Source organism: Erythrobacter sp. HI0063 (genome assembly GCF_001635685.1).
GTDB lineage: Bacteria > Pseudomonadota > Alphaproteobacteria > Sphingomonadales > Sphingomonadaceae > Qipengyuania.
The window spans coordinates 21,070-39,510 of record NZ_LWFF01000001.1; the positions used below are offsets into that span (position 1 = coordinate 21,070).

Annotated in this window: 11 protein-coding genes; all 11 read left to right on the forward strand. The window is 59.6% G+C overall.

Going from position 1 to position 18,441, the window contains the following annotated elements; translation table 11 throughout:
* Positions 1-228 precede the first annotated feature (228 nt).
* The gene (locus tag A3736_RS00075) at positions 229-3,270 is read left to right on the forward strand and encodes a BPTD_3080 family restriction endonuclease (protein ID WP_082851211.1); all 3,042 of its coding nucleotides are present in this window, start codon (positions 229-231) and stop codon (positions 3,268-3,270) included.
* Positions 3,231-4,202, forward strand: coding sequence for a hypothetical protein (locus A3736_RS00080; protein ID WP_197465414.1), 972 nt, complete (start codon positions 3,231-3,233; stop codon positions 4,200-4,202). Before A3736_RS00075 ends, A3736_RS00080 begins: the two co-directional genes overlap by 40 nt.
* Positions 4,202-7,168 (forward strand): site-specific DNA-methyltransferase, encoded by a 2,967-nt coding sequence (locus tag A3736_RS00085; RefSeq protein ID WP_067677582.1) that lies wholly within the window; start codon positions 4,202-4,204, stop codon positions 7,166-7,168. Before A3736_RS00080 ends, A3736_RS00085 begins: the two co-directional genes overlap by 1 nt.
* 2 nt (positions 7,169-7,170) lie before the next feature.
* Entirely contained in the window at positions 7,171-8,184 is a 1,014-nt protein-coding gene (locus A3736_RS00090) for an NYN domain-containing protein (protein WP_156501882.1), read from the forward strand.
* Positions 8,181-10,238, forward strand: coding sequence for a 3'-5' exonuclease (locus A3736_RS00095; protein ID WP_067677588.1), 2,058 nt, complete (start codon positions 8,181-8,183; stop codon positions 10,236-10,238). Before A3736_RS00090 ends, A3736_RS00095 begins: the two co-directional genes overlap by 4 nt.
* Before the next feature lie 142 nt (positions 10,239-10,380).
* Positions 10,381-11,262, forward strand: a complete 882-nt coding sequence (locus A3736_RS00100) for a hypothetical protein (RefSeq protein ID WP_067677589.1) — start codon at positions 10,381-10,383, stop codon at positions 11,260-11,262.
* Positions 11,263-11,700: 438 nt separating this feature from the next.
* Positions 11,701-15,372 (forward strand): MobA/MobL family protein, encoded by a 3,672-nt coding sequence (locus A3736_RS00105; protein WP_067677591.1) that lies wholly within the window; start codon positions 11,701-11,703, stop codon positions 15,370-15,372.
* 123 nt (positions 15,373-15,495) lie between these two features.
* Positions 15,496-16,398 carry a 3'-5' exonuclease gene (locus A3736_RS00110; protein WP_082851212.1) on the forward strand — a complete coding sequence of 301 codons (903 nt, stop codon included), beginning with the start codon at positions 15,496-15,498 and terminating at the stop codon, positions 16,396-16,398.
* Between the two features lie 98 nt (positions 16,399-16,496).
* Entirely contained in the window at positions 16,497-17,036 is a 540-nt protein-coding gene (locus A3736_RS00115) for a hypothetical protein (protein ID WP_067677597.1), read from the forward strand.
* A gap of 89 nt (positions 17,037-17,125) precedes the next feature.
* Complete coding sequence (locus A3736_RS00120; RefSeq protein WP_067677600.1) at positions 17,126-17,710, forward strand: hypothetical protein; 585 nt, start codon at positions 17,126-17,128, stop codon at positions 17,708-17,710.
* 42 nt (positions 17,711-17,752) lie between these two features.
* Positions 17,753-18,441 (forward strand): hypothetical protein (locus tag A3736_RS00125; protein ID WP_067677605.1); only part of this gene is annotated, 689 nt, incomplete at its 3' end.

Here is an 18,441-nt window from a genome sequence, read left to right on the forward strand (position 1 = left end):
CGTGAGCAAAAGTGTGCTCGAAGGGACGGTCAATTCGAAGCCTCCCATTGGACCCGTCAAAGGCCGTCCCTGACCTGCGCAGAGACCGAGGCCTCGGCACGCGCCTATGGAAAGCGGAACGGTGGGGGTCGATTTTTCCATCGAGTAAAGGCAGTTAATGGGCTTAGAGCGCTGTCTCCAAACAGAGATTCGTGAAGCGCAATAGATGCCAAAAACGGGGTGGGTGTTGTGAGTACCGAGGCGTTTTTCGATTCACCAATACTCAATTCGCCCTATCGATGCCCAGAACGGCATTGGCAGTTGGGCGATGGAGGGCAGCCCACCGGCGTAGTCGAGAGTGGTCGTCGCCGGAGCGACCTTACGACACCCATACCCAAGCCCAGAGCGACGCGCGGCAAGAGCGCAGCGCAGGCTGACATTTTCGCGGACGCGCTGGGCGACATCTATGATCCGACAGAGATCATCAACGGTATCCGTCAGGCCGTCGATACGTGGCGGGAGCTTCCAGAAAGCCAATGGCAGGTAACGCCTACAACCGCGCGTCTCTTGCGCCATTGGCGCTCCGGCGAAATGCCGCTTCCTCCGTTCTTCTGCCAGATCGAGGCGGTCGAGACCGTAATCTGGCTGACCGAAGTGGCGGGCAAGCCCGAGCATAAAGGGCGCAAGGCGAAGCTCGCTACCGCGCAGCGCTATTGGGAGCATCTGTTCGCGGCCAATGAGGCGTCGAACCCCGACCTCGTTCGCATGGCGCTGAAGCTGGCAACTGGTGCCGGCAAGACGACAGTCATGGCCATGCTTATCGCATGGCACACGCTCAACGCCGTTCGCCATCCCAACGCCAAGCGCTTCTCCAAGGGTTTCCTGATCGTCGCCCCTGGCATCACCATCAAGGACCGCCTGCGCGTCCTGCAGCCGAATGATCCTGAGAGCTATTACAGCACTCGGCACATCGTGCCCGAGGATATGCTCCGCGATCTAGGGCAGGCAAAGATCGTCATAACCAACTACCATTCCTTCAAGAAAAAGGACGAGGTGAGCCTCAACAAGGTCCAGCAGGCAGCCTTGGCCACCGAGCCCAAGAAGGAGAGCGACGGCTCCATGCTCCGGCGGGTGGCCGGACCCTTGCTGGGCATGAAGAACGTCGTCGTCCTCAACGACGAAGCGCATCACTGCTATCGCGAACGCCCGCTGTCGCCGGAAGAGGAAAAGGCGCTCAAAGGCGACGAAAAGGCGGAAGCCAAGGAAGCCAATGAAGCGGCGCGCTTGTGGATCAGTGGGCTCGAAGCGGTGAAACGGACGCTCGGTCTCAACATCGTCTACGACCTGTCGGCGACGCCCTTCTTTCTGCGGGGATCAGGATACCGGGAAGGTTCGCTCTTCGGCTGGGTGATGAGCGATTTCTCGCTCATGGACGCGATCGAGTGCGGTATTGTCAAGCTGCCGCGTGTGCCCATCATGGACAATGTCGAGGGCGGCGACACGCCGATGTTCCGCAACCTCTGGGAGCATGTCGGGACGAAGCTCCCCAAGAAAGGCCGGGCTAAATCCGGCTTCGATGATCCGCAGAAGCTGCCCAACGAACTTCTCTCCGCGATCGACGCGCTTTACGGCCACTACGAGAAGACCTTCGAGACCTGGAAGGAGCACGGCCTCGGCGTCGAGCCGGTCTTCATCGTCGTCTGCAACAACACAGCCACCAGCAAGCTGGTTCACGATTACATCGCTGGCTACGAGATCGAGGATAAGGACGGCAACAAGCGCCTTATGGCAGGCGCATGCAAGTTGTTCCGCAATTTCGACCCGGACGGCGTTGCCCTGCCGAAGATGCGGACCCTGCTGATCGACAGCCAGCAGATCGAAAGCGGCGAGGCGATCAGTGCGGAATTCAAAGCTGCCGCAGAACCGGAAATCGCCCGGTTCAAGGACGAGCTGGTCCAGCGCACGGGCGATCGGGCTGCGGCTGAGAAGATCGACGATACCGCTATCCTGCGCGAAGTCATGAACACCGTTGGTCGTCCTGGCCAGCTTGGCGAGGCAATACGATGCGTCGTATCGGTATCGATGCTGACCGAGGGCTGGGACGCGAATACGGTCACTCACGTTCTGGGTGTCCGTGCGTTCGGCACGCAGCTTCTATGTGAACAGGTCATCGGTCGCGCGCTGCGCCGCGTTTCCTATCGGTTGAACGACGAGGATCGCTTTGACGTCGAATACGCCGACATCTTCGGCATTCCGTTCGACTTCACGGCACAGCCCCAGAATGCCACGATTAAACCACCGCCACCCATGGTGCGTGTCGAGGCAATCAGTCCGGAACGCGACGACGTCGAGATCCGCTTCCCGCGGGTCGAAGGGTATCGAACCGAACTGCCGCGCGATACGCTGCGCGCCGAGTTCACCGATGATTCGACGCTGGAACTGACCCCTGATCTTGTCGGGGCCGCGCAGACGGTGAACTCAGGGATTGTCGGCGAAGAGGCCGAGATGAACCTCGATCATCTCGCGGATACTCGTCCCGCAACGATTCAGCTACGTCTCGCGGATCGCATCGTGCGGCGCCGTCTCACCGAGGATGGCGAGGTGCCGAACCCAGCGCTTATCATGGAAATGCGCAAGATCGTGCGCCGCTGGATGAGCGAACATCTCGTCTGCAAGGGCAATACGCAGCAAGCGCAGCTGCTCTATTACGACATCGCGGACCGGGTGGCCGACCGAATTATGGCGGCGATTACGCGCGGGACCGAAGGCGGCAACCGCGTGATTGCTATGCTCGACCCTTACAACCGGGAGGGTTCAACACGGCATGTCGGTTTCAATACGAGCCAGGACCGATACGAGACCGGGCAGAAATGCCACATCAATTACGCTATCGCAGACAGCGACTGGGAGCTGGAATTCTGCCGCGTCGCCGACGCACATCCGCGCGTGCTGGCATGGGTCAAGAACCACAACCTTGGCTTCGAAGTTCCGTATCGCGCTGGCGGCGAGGCCCGCCGATATCGACCGGACTTCATCCTGCAAGTCGACGATGGAAAGGGGGCGGACGATCCACTGAATCTCGTTGTCGAGATCAAAGGCTTCCGCAACGAAGATGCCAAGGACAAGGCAGATACGATGGCGACCTACTGGGTGCCTGGGGTAAACAATCTCGGCACCATGGGACGCTGGGCCTTTGCCGAATTCACCGACAAGTGGACGATCCAGACCGAGTTCGAGGGTGTCATCACCGAATGGCTGAGCAAAGTAGCGACCGAGGAAGGCGCCGCGTGACAGACCCTTCAGTATCATTCGGCACCCTGGTCGATATCGAAGCACGCTCAGCATGGGGTCATGAAGCGCATGACTTCACCCCATGGCTTGCCGACAACCTAGACCGCCTGTCCGATGCTCTCGGTATTCCGCTCGAGTTGACCGGTCGCGAAGTTCGCAATGGCCGTTACTCGGCCGATATACTCGCCACCAACCCAGCGGACAGTTCGGTCGTTTTGATCGAAAACCAGCTTGAGGCTTCCGATCATACCCACCTCGGCCAGGTCATGACGTATCTGGCCGGACTGGATGCTCACGTAGTCGTATGGCTGGCTCCGAATTTCCGCGAGGAACACCTTTCGGCCGTCCGCTGGCTTAACCAGCATACCGACGAAACGTTCTCCTTCTTCGCGGTGAAGCTCCGCGTAGTGCAGATTGCCGACAGTCCGCTCGCGCCCCTCTTCGAGGTGTTGGAAAAGCCCAATAGCTGGGACAAGCGACTGCAGTCGAAGGCCCGGGCCGTGCGTTCGTCAGTCTCGGGCGAGGCGGCGGAACGGCGCGAGCTCTTTTGGCCGGCCTATGCCGAGATCGATCCGCGCGTGGAGAGCGACCTCAAGGCAGGTGCCGGTGGAGGCACTCGCTGGCGTCCTGTCCGCGAGGCGGGGGTCGTCATCTCGCGTTACGTATCGGACTACGGCGTTGGCCTGTTCATACGCGGAGAGCGGGGCAAGGGCGGCGAAATCACCTTGCCCCGTCTCGAGGCGGCAGCTGCCGGTCTGACCGCCGAACTCGGGCCGGAACTGGGAGATGCGAACTTCCCGTTCCTTGCGAACCGCCAAGTCGACTGGTCCGACCCTGCCGATATCGAAGCCGCGGCCACATGGCTCGCCCAACAGACAAACAAATACGAGGTCGCAGTTCAGCGGCACCTCGCCCTTGAGGAACAAGCCTGATGGCCAAAAAACCCCTCCGCGTCGAAACGCTTACCCACGACGAGGCCACGCGCAAGAACGCGCCCACGGCGGAGCTCGAAACCTTCGTCGATGCCGAGACCAAGCGGCCGATCGAGGTCGCCTATGAGCGGCGCAATCGCGATCTCGATCCGCAGCTGGTGTGGCGGGGGAAAGATGTTGCGGACTGGTCGGACCTCGTGGTCGAGGCGCCGCCGCTCTATATCCAGGAGAAGATCCATCCCAAGGCGTTGATCGAGGATCTGAAGCTCGCCTCCACCCGCGCCGATGCCGACGACGCGCCCGACCTCTTCGCCGATTTCAACGGAGTCGATCCGGAGGCGCGGACCGAGTTCTACGCGCACGATCAACACTGGTCCAACCGCATGATCCTGGGCGACGGGCTGAAGGTGATGGCATCGCTGGCCGAGCGCGAGGGGCTGAAGGGCCAGGTGCAGTGCATCTATATCGACCCGCCCTATGGCATCAAATTCAACTCCAACTTCCAGTGGTCCACCACGTCGCGCGACGTAAAGGACGGCAAGGCCGATCACCTGACGCGCGAGCCCGAGCAGGTGAAGGCCTTCCGCGACACCTGGGCGGACGGCATCCACTCCTACCTCACTTATCTGCGCGACCGCCTGACCGTGGCGCGCGATCTGCTGACCGAGAGCGGCAGCGTCTTCGTCCAGATCGGCGACGAGAACGTCCATCGCGTCCGCGCGCTGATGGACGAGGTGTTTGGGGAAGAAAATTTCATCACTCTCATCGCCCATGTGACAACTGGGGGCATCAAACAGAATTTTCTGGCGACGCAAACCGACTATGTAATTTGGTATGGGAAGAACCGAGAACTTACAAAGTATCGCCAGTTATATACCGGCAAAGACGCCTTCGATGGCTCTTCAAAAACATTTACATGGCTGGAGCTTACAGATGGAACCCGCCGTGGCATGACCGCAGAAGAGAAAGCATCTGGTCTCATACCAGATGGTAGTCGCGTCTATCGGCCTGGAAACGTCACTACTCAAGGCAATCCCCAGTTTGATTTCCAGTTCGGCGGAAAGGTTTACAATCGACCTTGGAAAACGACGGCCGCAGGTATGGAGCGAATGGGAAAGGCTTCACGGCTGCACGTCGCTTCCAATAGTCTCTCACAGATGAATTACCTTGACGACTATCCGGTATCACCGATTAGCGCCCTTTGGACCGATACTTTTCTGGGCAGTTTTGCCGAAGACAAGGTTTATGTCGTTCAAACCTCACGGAAGGTCATTGAACGCTGCATCCTGATGACCACCGACCCTGGCGATCTGGTGCTCGATCCCACCTGCGGGTCCGGCACCACTGCCTATGTCGCCGAGCAATGGGGACGGCGGTGGATCACGATCGACACGAGCCGGGTCGCACTCGCGCTCGCCCGGGCGAGGATCATGGGCGCGCGCTATCCCTGGTATCTGCTCGCCGACAGCCGCGAGGGGCAGGTGAAGGAAGGCGAGATCACCCGCACCCCGCCGCGAGACACGCCGACGCAGGGCCGCATCCGCCAAGGCTTCGTCTACAAGCGCGTGCCGCACATCACGCTGAAGAGCATCGCCAACAACGCCGAGATCGACACGATCTGGGAGGAGTATCAGGAAAAGCTCGAACCCTTGCGCGCCGAGATCAACGCCATGCGCGGCCGCGATGGCTCCGACCCCGAGCTGCCGCCGTTCGAGGAATGGACCATGCCGCGCGAACCCGGCGCGCCGTGGCCCGACGATGCCGCAAAGGCGCTGGAGAAGGCGCGCAATGAAAGCGCCAGCCCCGCGACCCGCATCAAATGGCTGAATGCCGTGAACGAGGCGATGGATCGCGATTACACGCTCGATACGCTGCCAGAACATCCCGTCGATCCCTGGAACGACCCGGATTGTGAGAAGCTTCACGCCGAATGGTGGAAGCTGCGCATCGAACGCCAGCAGGAAATCGACGCCAGCATCGCCGCTAAGGCAGACACCGAATATCTCTACGACCAGCCCTACGAGGACAAGTCCCGCGTCCGCGTGGCCGGCCCGTTCACGGTCGAAAGCCTCAGCCCCCACCGCGTCCCCGCCGTGGACGTGGACGACAGCCTGTTCGACGAGATCGAAGCGGCCGAAGGCAGGGCCAAGAAGGGCGAAAGCGGCGAACGCGCCGACTTCGCGGAAATGGTGCTGGAAAACTTGAAGCGCTCGGGCGTCCAGCAGCGCGCCAAGGACGACAAGCTCGTATTCGAAAGCATGAAGCTGTGGCCGGGCGAATGGATCGTCGCCGAGGGGACTGTCCGCCAGAAATCGCTCACCGAAGCCGAGGACGAGGAGGAAACTGAAGCCGGCCCGACCCGCCGCGCCGCCATCTTTGTCGGACCCGAATACGGCACCATCACGCGCCCGCAGGTCGTCGCCGCGGCACGCGAGGCTCAGGAGAACGGCTTCGACATCCTGATAGCGGCTGCGTTCAATTTCGATGCCCATGCTGGCGAGGTCACGAAGATGGGCCCGCTCACCGTCCTGCAAGCGCGGATCAACCCCGACCTGCACATGCCCGACCTTGCGAATACGGGAGCAGGCAATCTGTTCACCGTATTCGGTGAGCCAGACATTCACGTGCATGATGAGGGCGACGGCATGGTCAGCATCGAGGTGATGGGCGTTGATATGTATAAGGGCGGCCAGATCGAAAGCGGCGATGCCGACGACATCGCCGTGTGGTTCATCGACACCGACTACAACTACGAAAGCTTCTTCGTCCGCCACGCCTACTTCCCCGGCGCGAACGATCCCTACAAGGCGCTGAAGACGACACTGAAGGCGGAAGTGGATCAGGAAGCGTGGGACAGCCTGAATCGAGTGCGTTCACGGTCGTTTGCGAAACCGAAGGACGGCAGGGTTGCGGTGAAAGTGGTGAACCATCTCGGGGACGAGGTGATGAAGGTGCTGGAGGTTTAGGCGTGCGGTCGGATATACTCGATGGCGCATCGAAAGAACCGATCCGCGTCAGATTCTACATCGACGGTTACCACGGCTATTTGTTGGCAAAAGCCGTGGCTGAGTTGCATCGAAAACATTGGCGGAAAGTGCGCGCCGCCTTCCCCAAGAGCGACCCGTGGTTTGAAATATTTGATTTCGAGCCGACGCCTGAAAGGCTTGCAGAAATTCTTGCTGGTCTTCTCGAATGGTCAGTCGGGCCTGTGGTGCAGAGCGTCGAGCGCAAGTTCGAGAGGTATGGACAACCTGTTATACCCAAACGTGAAGCTGATTTGATAGATAACCCATATTATCGCGACATTTTTGGCAAGTGGAACGACTTCGACGCGAGTGAGAAGGTCCTCGTCTCCGTAGTTCATGATGGCGTAGTGTTCGCGCCCAGCTACGATAAACCGCAAATGTTACGCGACCTTCAAGCATGGGAGGATGAACTAACGGCGGGCACGGAACGCGACGAGCGTCTGCTCGGTCGGATTGGAGATGAGCGTCGGCAAATTGAAAATGGGAAGTTCGCTGACACCGAAGCATTCTATAATGCGCTGGCGTCGAAGGCAGGCAATCTTTCCCAGTATGGTCGTCGACGTCTCCAGAGGGAAAATGCAAAAAGCATTTTTGGCGAGAAGTCAGTCGATGAGGACCTCAATTCAAGCTTGTGGTTCGATGCTGTCCGGACAGACGAACAAAGTAAGATCGATCTCTTCGTGATAGTGACAAACGATGGAGATCATGCCCCCCATGCCGCGAGATTGCGTGCTGCGGGAAAGCGTGTCTCAATATTCAGCTATGTGGAGAAGCCGGCTCGGGCATTGCTTGATGCAGTCGGTAAGAACAACGTTCTAGACTTGCTGGCTTGCTCGCGCGGATTTGATTTCTCAGATATCTGGCTGAAGAATCCTGACGCAGCCTCAATGCACATTCTTCAAGACATTCAACAACAATGGCGCTGGTGGGTTCAGAACGGCGACGTGACTGAATGACTCTCCTCTATGCCTCGACCTTCGCCGATGCGCTCGCAAAGCTTACCCATCAGGAGCAGAAGCAGGTCAAGATAACGACCGTCGATTTGATGATGGACCCAAAAGGCACCGGGCTCAGCCTGGAACGGCTGACCAGAGCAGGGGACGACAAGGTCTGGTCGGCGCGTGTATCGCGCGACTTACGTATCATACTGCGGCGTGATGGCGACGATAACCTGCTAGCGTATGTCGGCCACCACGATGACGCCTACCGTTGGGCAGAGCGTCGCAAGTTCATTCCCCACGAACGATCCGGCGCTATGCAGATCGTGGAAGTGATTGAGGGTCGGGAGAAGGCCGAGCCTGAATACGGTGACCATTCCAGCGCGATGGAAACTGCTGGAGAAGTGGTCCAGCCCTTCTGGTCGTTGACGGACGACCAGCTCCTCGATGTCGGCGTACCACGCGAATGGCTGAAGCATGTGCAGGTGATGCCGGAGGATGAGATCGACTCCCTGTTCGACCGACTTCCGGCGGAGGCTGCGGAAGCCCTTTATGATTTTGCGACGGGTGGGAAGCTTGAGGATCATATTGTCACCCCGGCCGAACCGGGAGCCGATCCCTACGACCATCCAGACGCACAGCGCCGCTTCCGCGTATTCGACAATGTCGACGAACTCACCGCGGCGCTCGATGCTCCTTTCGAGAAATGGGCAGTCTTCCTGCACCCGGCGCAGCGGGAACTCGTGCGCCGAAAGGTGACCGGCCCGACCCGCGTTACCGGATCAGCGGGAACAGGTAAGACCATCGTGGCACTCCATCGCGCCGTGCATCTTGCAGAGCAGAGCGAGACCGCGCGCGTTCTCCTGACCACCTTTTCCCCAGAGCTTGCGCTAGCACTATCCGCAAAGCTCGAAATCCAGACGCAGGTTGTTCCCGAGTTGCGTGAGCGCATTACGGTCCGGCCGCTCGATGAAGCAGCGGTCGAGTTGTATTGCCAGCAGTTCGGCGAGCCAGATCTTGTCGACCATGGCCAGATACGGGGGCTGATTGAGGAAGCCATATCGGCGGACCTTGGCGGCGACCTTTCACCGCAATTCCTATTCGAAGAATGGCAGGAGCTGGTCGATGCTTGGGGCGTAACCGACCCTGAAAGCTACGCCACACTTCCCCGGATAGGTCGCCGCACCCGATTGGGTCCAAAGCAACGGGAGGCCGCTTGGACCGTATTCGACTATGTCCGAACCCAGATGGCCGAGCGTGGCTTGGTCAGCCGTGCGATGATCTACAAACGGCTGACGGGGTGGATCGAGGATGGCGGCACAATTCCATTCGAGAATGTTGTCGTCGACGAAGCGCAGGATCTCACCGTCGCGCAGGTCCGCTTCCTCGCCGCGGTAGGCAATGGGCGAGACGATGCCCTCTTTCTCGCTGGCGATATCGGGCAGCGCATATTCCGGCTGCCCTTCAGCTGGGCGAAGCTGGGTCTCGACATTCGGGGCCGCAGCCATTCGCTGCGGGTGAATTACCGCACGTCGCATCAGATCAGGGCAATGGCAGACCGCCTGCTTCCGCCTGCGATTACGGATCTGGATGGCGTAGAGGAAGGTCGCCGTGGCACGGTGTCAATCTTCGATGGTCCCGTTCCAGAAGTCCGGCTGGTGGACGACACCGAAGCCGAAGCGGATTTTGTGAGCAACTGGCTTCAACGGTGCATGACCTCAGGGATCCCTGCGAAGCAAATTGCATTGCTGGTTCGCGGCCCCGATCAGCTTGAACGCGCCCGAAAGGTTGCCGAAAACGCTGTTGCCGCATCCCCCGATCTTGAGCCACCCATCGTAACTGTCATGCATGATGCGAAGGGACTGGAATTTCGAGCGGTAGCGGTGATGGCTTGCGACGAGGATGTAATCCCCGATCCACAGCGGCTAGCCTCGATCGGCGATGTCGCCGAGATGGAAAGTGTATACGAGACGGAGCGACACTTGCTGTACGTGGCATGCACGCGTGCGCGTGACCAATTGCTTGTAACCGGTATCGCGCCCGGCAGCGAGTTTCTCGACGATCTCCGATAGGCATCTCAAATTGCTTCGCGTCGCTCCGGATTGTGGCGCAATGTCAGTTGGCTTGACGGAGAGCTATTGGTGGACTGAGTGCTCAGTAATACTCGGAAGTGATATACTCCTCGCAATATATTTGTAATAAGATGGCAATTTCTTGGAACCGGAAGCCGTGGCCACCATCATTACCCGCAAGCACCCCAAGACCGGAAAGACCGAGCGCCCCTATCGCGACAAGCAGGGCAACTTCGTCCTCGGCGATCCGGCCTTTGGGAGCGAACTGCATCACCGCGAGAATGCAATCCTGACCACTGATTATGACGAAGCTTTGCGGCTCGTGCGCAACGGCTTTTCTATCCGCATGTCGGCAGGTGACGGAACGCCTCCCTCGTTGATCAGCGCAGGAAAGCTGACCCTTTCCGACGTTCATGAGCCTTCCCCTGACGATATCCCGGATGGGGGCCCCCTGACGCCATTCTCGCGTGACGAAGTCATGCACGGTCTGCGCAAAGCCTTGGTCGCAAAGGCAGCCATGATCGCCCGCTGGGGAAGCGACGAAGCGGCTGAGGCGTTTCTGGGATTTCCGTCATCCGACGACGCGGATCCTTCGGAGGTCGACCTCTCCCGCTTCCGCTCTACCCCCTTGATCGAGGCGGGCTACGACTGGGCTTTCCAAACCGGGCAGCCCGAGGCGTTCCATCCTGACACGCGGGACCATCTCCGCTCGCTCATGGACGGTGGGTCCTCCGGTACGATCAGCACCTTATCCCTAATGGCAGACGCAGACAGCGCGTTGCGCGTGACCATCGGCACCGCGTTCGCGCGCTGGAAGTTCGAATTTGAGCCTGGGTCGCTGCTGTCAGTGCGAGAGCTCGCCTACCTTGCCCAGATGACCGAAGTCGCGGCGCGGAATGCTCTCGCCAAAGCAGGCATCAAGGGGCGTGGCGGCATCGAGAACGACACCGCGCGGGAATGGCTCGCTCAGCGGCAGAAATTCGTGCCGACGCGAACGAATCTTCTGCCCATCGACAGATCGTAACGGTGTTCCGAGTCCTCCCAGTCGGCTGACCGGAGGGTGTCCTGCTTGCTATAAGCCGGTCCGAAACACCTGTCCGAAGACCCGATGCTCTCGCATAAACACTTGTTTAGCAGCGTGACCATCGTCCCGATGCTCTTACATAGTTTTCAGGAATTCGAGCAGACCAACCGCCTTACTGCAGTTCGAGGGTTGGCAAAGGCTGACTGCCCTAAATTTTTTTGCGCAACATCGCACAAGTGGGATGCAGCCGTGGGCAGCATCCGCATTGTGCGGCGCTACGTGGCGTGGCCACGCCGGTCACCTGAAGTGCCCAGTGCGGTGCGGCGGCACCTTGAGGGTCAACTGTCGTTAATGTGCCATACACTTGACGATTGGAAACTGTTGTATTCGTTGAATATTATTCTTTGATTGGCATCGCGAATGTGGGATAATCATTCCATGCGGTATCAACCTGACCCAGCTGTCGATACTCTTGCACAACGCGAACGCGAGCTGGCCGCTTTCGCTGATCGCAGCCGCAATCTTCCTCCTCTGAACCGGGAGGCGGTCAGACAGCACATCAAGATAGAGGGCGGGTCCGTGGCGAAAGCGCGCGCCAGTCTTGCAGGACTAGTCGGATCTTTAGCTCCGCACGAGCGCCGGGTGGGTGATGACAGCCACATTACGGGCAAGGTTGGCGGAAAAGACAAGAAGCGTCCGGCACGGACGATCTGGATCGACGACTCAGGACACTTGAAGCGCATTCGCTACAACCAGCCCATTACCCGGCCAGGGCGACCAATCAATGCGCAGGGGTTTACATCTCTCCATTTCGACTTCGAAGCAATCAACAGAGCTCACCTCGAATACGGCCGTTCGAATGCTCAGGGTCGCAAAGTCAGCCCAGACGATCACATCATATACATCGAGAGAGAGGAGGCCGCCGCCGAACTTCTCGATGCGCTCAAGCCAGCTGCGCCGTCCGGCGCCGAAGACTTCCTCGAATACCAGGAACGGGAAAGCGCTGTGGCGGAAGCTGCTGGCGAAGCAGACGAAAAGGCGATCTTCACGAACATCCCGGGTTCAAAAGCAGATCGCATCGCACTATTTTCCGGACTGGCCGACGTTGAGAAGGTGGAGCGCAAACCGTCGCTTGAGATCGACCTTAGTCGAAATTCCAAGCTGACGGCGAAAATCTGCGAGGAGCTTGCCCCCGGAAGGTCGCTGGCAAAGTTCAACGCGAACGTCGCTGGAAGCAAACTGGCCGTGACGGGAGCGGATGCGGAATCGATTGCTAGGGTTATCCGTTCACTCGGATGGCGTGACCGTCGCAAAAAGGATGATCGCGTTAAGCGCAAGCCAGACCAGAATGGCGTTACCTACGATCCGGGCAAATGCGGCCACGTCCAATTCCGACTGGTCGGCGAACTTCCCCACGAGATCGACAATGCGGGGCGCGTCCGGATCATCAGAGAAATGTGCGAAGAATTCGAGAAACGCAGTCTTCCCTACATCGCTGTGATGCATGCACCGGGATCGACCAACGACGATCGCAATTGGCACTTTCACCTCGTCTATCATGATCGACCGGTTAGTATCTTCGACGGGACAGCGACGACCCACCTGAGCCGTATGGACGCCAACGGCAAAATTCCGCCATCGAAGATCGAACGTAAAACCAAGTGGCTCAACGAGCCTTCGATCCAGGCTCAAGTGGGCAAGTGGGACTTTCAGGTATGCGGCACCTGGATCACGAAGAGCCGCAACCGGAGGCACGTATATCCTTTCGTGCAACGCAAGGACCGGAGCGTCACGCGTAAGGACTTCGTGCCCAGCCTCCGGAAGAGGCTATGCGATCTGACCAATCTTGAACTGGAGCGATACGGGATCGAACGTAGGGTCGATCCTCTCAAGCATGCCGAAGCGGGACGAAAAGCGGTGCCCGGCAAGAAGCTGTTCGCTGCCGACCATGCCAACGAACTCCTCGGTATCCCCACGCCCAGAGGCACCGACAACGAAACGATGCAAGCCTATCAGCGACGCGATCTGCTGGAAGACGAAGACGCCGCCATTCCGCAACGTGCGTATGTCACCGAGGAAGAGGAAGAAACGGTAAAACGCACTCTTAGCGATCAGGCCGAGCGGCTATCGGTTCTGAGTGAATTGATGTCGCTTCGCCGCGATATCGCCCATCTCCGCAATATTTCGCATAAAGCGGGGGAGCAGGTCGAACGGCTTCTGTCTCGACCGAACGCAATGGTGGACCGGAACTGCAAGCTTATGCTCGCAGAGCACAAAAAGTCTCGAAATCACTCGCGAAAGATGGATGCCCTGCGTCGGCAGGTCGAGCACGCGCATGACCACATTAACGGAATGCGGGATCTAGCGGGCGATCTGTTTCAACTCCCTGTCGAAGCCGGCCGACACATCACGCGGCTTGAGGAACGGCTGTCCGAGCTCGAGCTAAAAGCAGGCCTCCGCATTGAACCGGTGTTTGCTATCCAAATCGACGATGAAAAGGCCCTGCCGCTCAGTGCCCGCGCACCGCAAGGTGACTCCGAAACTGCTGGCCGAGGAAATCGAAGTGACGACACCATATCGAACCCTTCCAGAGCCTCGCGCCAGCCCTCCAAACCGACGCCAGAAAGCGCAGCCGCGCCAACCTCACCATCGATCAAGGCCGTGGCGACGCAATCGGCTTCGAAATCGAACACGGAAATCAGCGAACGCCAGCGGGAACGCGAGACCAATGCCCGGATCGATGTCATCGCCGAAAAGAAGGTTCAGTTCGATCTTCATCCTGGGCGGCTTGACGACGGGACCGGGGTCCTTGTTGCGACGATTGATCCCGCCGACAGCCAGCGGCATGATCTTCCCACGAAAATCATTCTGGTTACACAGCATGAGAAATCGAGGCTAATTCACATCGCCCGCGCGAGACAAATGCAATCGGTTTCGAGCGAACAGCCAGTCGCCACTGGCTCCCCACCCACCGAAACGCGCGAAGGACCGCCAAGCGTTGCAATCGCACGCGATCCTGGCACCGATATCGCGGGGCAGTCAGCGCAATCGGGCGCACCGAGCGAGCAGTCCCGCTCTGGAACATCCGACGGCACGATCGGCACAATCGTCGACGCGATGCCTGGATCAGAAGCCCCCAAATCTAATGAAACTCGGACTTCCGTCTCGCGCGCTGCAGACGCGACTTCCGGCGGATTGTCCAAAAAAGCAATTCAGAAGCAGTCGGACCGTGTCTCCCTCCCTACAGGGAAAGCTAGCGGCGCGGGCGACCAATCCTCCAAAGCGAGTTCCCTCATTGGCCATGAAGTGATGAGGAGCGAGATACCTGACGATACGGCTTCCCGGGATGCGCCGGCTCCGGTCCTTGATACTGCGGTAGCCGATCTCATCGCAAGGGCGGAACAGCGCCGGATTGTCCTCTTCCCTGACCAAAGCGGACGACTTCATCTTCATTCTAGCGATGCCAAGGCGCCGCTAGTCGCGGCGCGACTGGCAGAGCCAGATGCTCAAAAGAGGCTGAAGCAGATTGCCGACGCGCAGCACGAAGAGCTTGGCATCCTTGCGGGCATAGCGGCGGCCGACCCCGCCATTCTCGTACGCCTCAAAGGCGGAATTGCGGTGGCTGACGTAGCTGCTTCTAATACAACCCTGATGAAGAGATGGGCCGACAACGAGGAAGTCCAGCTGGCCCTTGGCCAAATGGCTCGGCTGTCGGCGCCAAACCCTCACGATGAGGCTGAAATAGTCCGGCGGCGAAACCTATTCCTATTTCTGATAATGGGGAGACGGGAGGCAGTCGACGAGATCGACCAAATGGTGGACCGAAATCTCAACCAAGACGGCGCGGTTCCCAGAAGAGAGGTATTCCCCGCATTCCCCGTCGCCACTGCACCGCCGGCGGAGAAACAATATTCGGTCACGCAGCTTTCGAGTCCGGCGGAAGCGCCGTTGGCGCCGCGGAAAGGAGAAAACAGTGAATTGGCAACCGATGACAAGGCGTCTCCGGCGGCCGCGCGAGAACGGGATGCTTCATTGGCGGAGAAGACAGAATTGGGTCGGAAGCAGCAATTGCTTGCTCAGACCACAGTATCGGGTCCGGACTTTCCATAAGTCAAGCGGATGGCCGCGCATGTTACCGCATCAGGAAAAGTCGTTTCGGCCAGCGTCGCTGTCCGAGGTCGATAGGTAGAGGGGAAAAGCCCCTCGGTCGGCCTCGCGACACGAGGTAAATACGTGAAAAACTCTGAACAACGACCGGAAGTATCCGGCAGCGTCGAAGCGTGCCCGGTCGACCGGCGCATCCTTCGCCCAGTCCGTGGCCGGAACGACTGGCCACGTACGGCACCGGAGGGTGATGCAGTCCGCCGGATCGCTGTGGTCGACACCGAAACCACTGGCCTTGCCGTAGGGCATCACCAAATCATCGAACTGTGCATGGCAGTCGTGCTGGTGAACGATGCAGGACGGATTGCCGCTGTCGAAGTCGTCAGAAGTGGGCTGGTCGATCCCGGTCATCCGCTGACAGCAGAAATTGCCGAACTGACCGGGCTGACCGATCAGGATCTTGCTGAACGGTCGATCGACGAGGAACAGGTCGCAGAGATGCTGGCATCCTGCGACGGGGTGGTGGCATACAATGCCGGGTTCGACAGGCCCTTCGTCGAGAAGCTGATCGGCCGGCACGTGAACGTGCCGTGGGGCTGCGCAATGGCTGACGTACCGTGGCGCAAGCTTGGCTTCGAGCCGGGACCGCAAGGCTACCTGCTCAACCAGGCTGGCTACTACATGCCGTCTGCCCACCGTGCGAAGGATGACGTCCTCGCGCTGATCCAACTGCTCGATCACGTCTGCGACGATGGCGAGACCATCATGGCCAAGACTCTGGCGGCAATGGACGCTCCAGCGTGGAGGTTCGAAGCGCAGGGAGCGCCATACGGTTACAAGGACGATCTGCGTGAGCAGCGTTACCGTTGGGCGTGGGGGCGGCTGCACGATGTGTGGCACAAACACGTGCGCGCCGAAGGCTATCAGGCCGAGCTCGACTGGTACGTGTCGACCATCGGGAAGGACCCGGTAATCGTCCCGCTGCCCGCGAGCGAGCGGTATCGCTTCCATACGACCTGGACCCCGGCCTGAGAGGCGTAGACCTCAAGAAGGCACGGAACGTGAGCCATCCGGCTGAACGGAAAAGGCTCCGGCCAATAGGCCGCCAAATACACAATAAGGAATTACGAATGATCGATCTCGATATCGGCGGGGCTTGCCCTCGCCAGCAGCTGACCTGTGCGCTGTCGCAAGCGCTTGGCCTGCCCACCGACCCCGGTGCCGGCACCGATGCACTGACAATCGGCACCATGGACTATCCATCCGAACCCGCGCTTGAGATGGTCGCCCGGGCGGCGATGCAGGCAAGACAGGACTCGCTGATGGCGCTGTTCGCCAATGACCAAACTCGCATCTGCGGCGGCCTCGCCCTGATCTACCGGACGAGGGACGGTGCGCAGATCATGCAGGTCGAGCCTTGCCGCCTGAGCCGTAGTAAACCGATCGTTCTCGTCACCATCGATCGTCGTCATGCCTTCCGCCTCGACAAGCGGTGCCTGCTGCGATCGTGCGCCGTGCCATCGCGTGCGAAGGTCGAGCGCGGCGTCGAACGTGCATGGCAGGACATCCGCGCCGCGATGAGCACGGTGGAGGTCGATCCTGAGCAGTGGGAAGCCGGCTATTTTGGGCTGTTCACCGACGCGCAGGCCTTCGCCGACTTCTTGGCCTGACCAGCTTCACATCGACCATCACCAATACGCAGGCGGCGTCTCCAACAGGAGGCGCCGCCTGTCTCGTTTTTCAGAACAGGATTTTCAGCATGCCCCATTCCCACAGGCGCCATCCGCGGGTGCTGTGCTCGCTCGCGATCATCCGCGATCCCGGCGAAAGCAGCCCGCGATCTGCTATTCGTTCGACCGCCATCTTCACTGTCCGCTGCGAACAAAAGGGAGGCGCAAGGTTCGCTGTCGATCACCGCGCGTTCGATCGGACAGCGAACCGGGCCGACATTCTGGGCGGACTGGCCGAGCGCATTCCGACAGGTGCGACATTGATCGCGCGGGCGTCGCGCACGTCGCAGCACTACCTGCGGCACGCATTCGCCGCCGGAGGACCGCTGCCGCCGGCTGACCTGCAACTGCTTCAGCGAGGTCGTCCGGACCTCGATATTCTCCCGCTCGAATGCGCAAACAGCGTGCTGGAAGAGATTTCTGCCGCATACCGGATCGAGCGAGCCGGTCCCGGTTCAAACATGCTGTCACGATCGCGCAGGGCACCGGAGGAAGCACAGTGCCTGTGGGCAGCCTTCCTGTGGTCGCAATGTTCGCCGCACCAGCGGACATCGCTCGCCGCCGCGTGGCAGGCATGGCGAGCGCTCGAGCGGGCGCGCCCGCTCCCCTTCTGACGAAGCGTGATGATGCCAACACTAAGTGAAAGGAAAAGCGGAGTGGCAAAAACGTATATCGCGCTCGACGCGGAATTCTTCTGGGACAAGAACCTCTACAAATTACATCAGGCTATGGATCCTGGCTCCAGTCGTCACGCGGTCGCGGTGAAACGTGTCATGGCTGCAGCTGCGTTCCAGTTCACCATCGACGAGGAAGGCAGGGTTAGCACCGGCGAAATCGGCAGCTGGAGCGAACGGGACTGGATCGATGAAAAAGGCGTAATCAGCAAGGTATTCGATTATCTGCGAGCGAATGACGACAAACCCGTCATCACCTATGGCGGATTGGCGACCGACGTGCCGATCTTGCTGCACGCTAGCATTGCCCACGGTCTCCGGCTGCCACCGCAGCTCATCGACCAGCCTGGCCGAAAAGGCCCTCGACCGCATCTCGATCTCGGACTGATGATGAAAGGGGGAGGTAGAACCTGGACACATCTCAGCCAGCTTTTGTTGCGCATGGGCGTGCCGTTCGATCTCGTCGCAGCGAAATCGAGCGTTCCGCGGCCGGCCAGCGATGGAGCCTGGCGGAACCTGCGCGATCACGTCGAGCTGGACTGTCTCTTGCTCGCCGTCGCTAAGATTGGATGGTTAGTTGCGCAGGGCACGAATGGCTTAAGGCTTGAGCCTGCCATCGTAGCGCTGGTCGAGGGGTTCTTGCGACGACGTCCGGACCATGGACAGGCTGG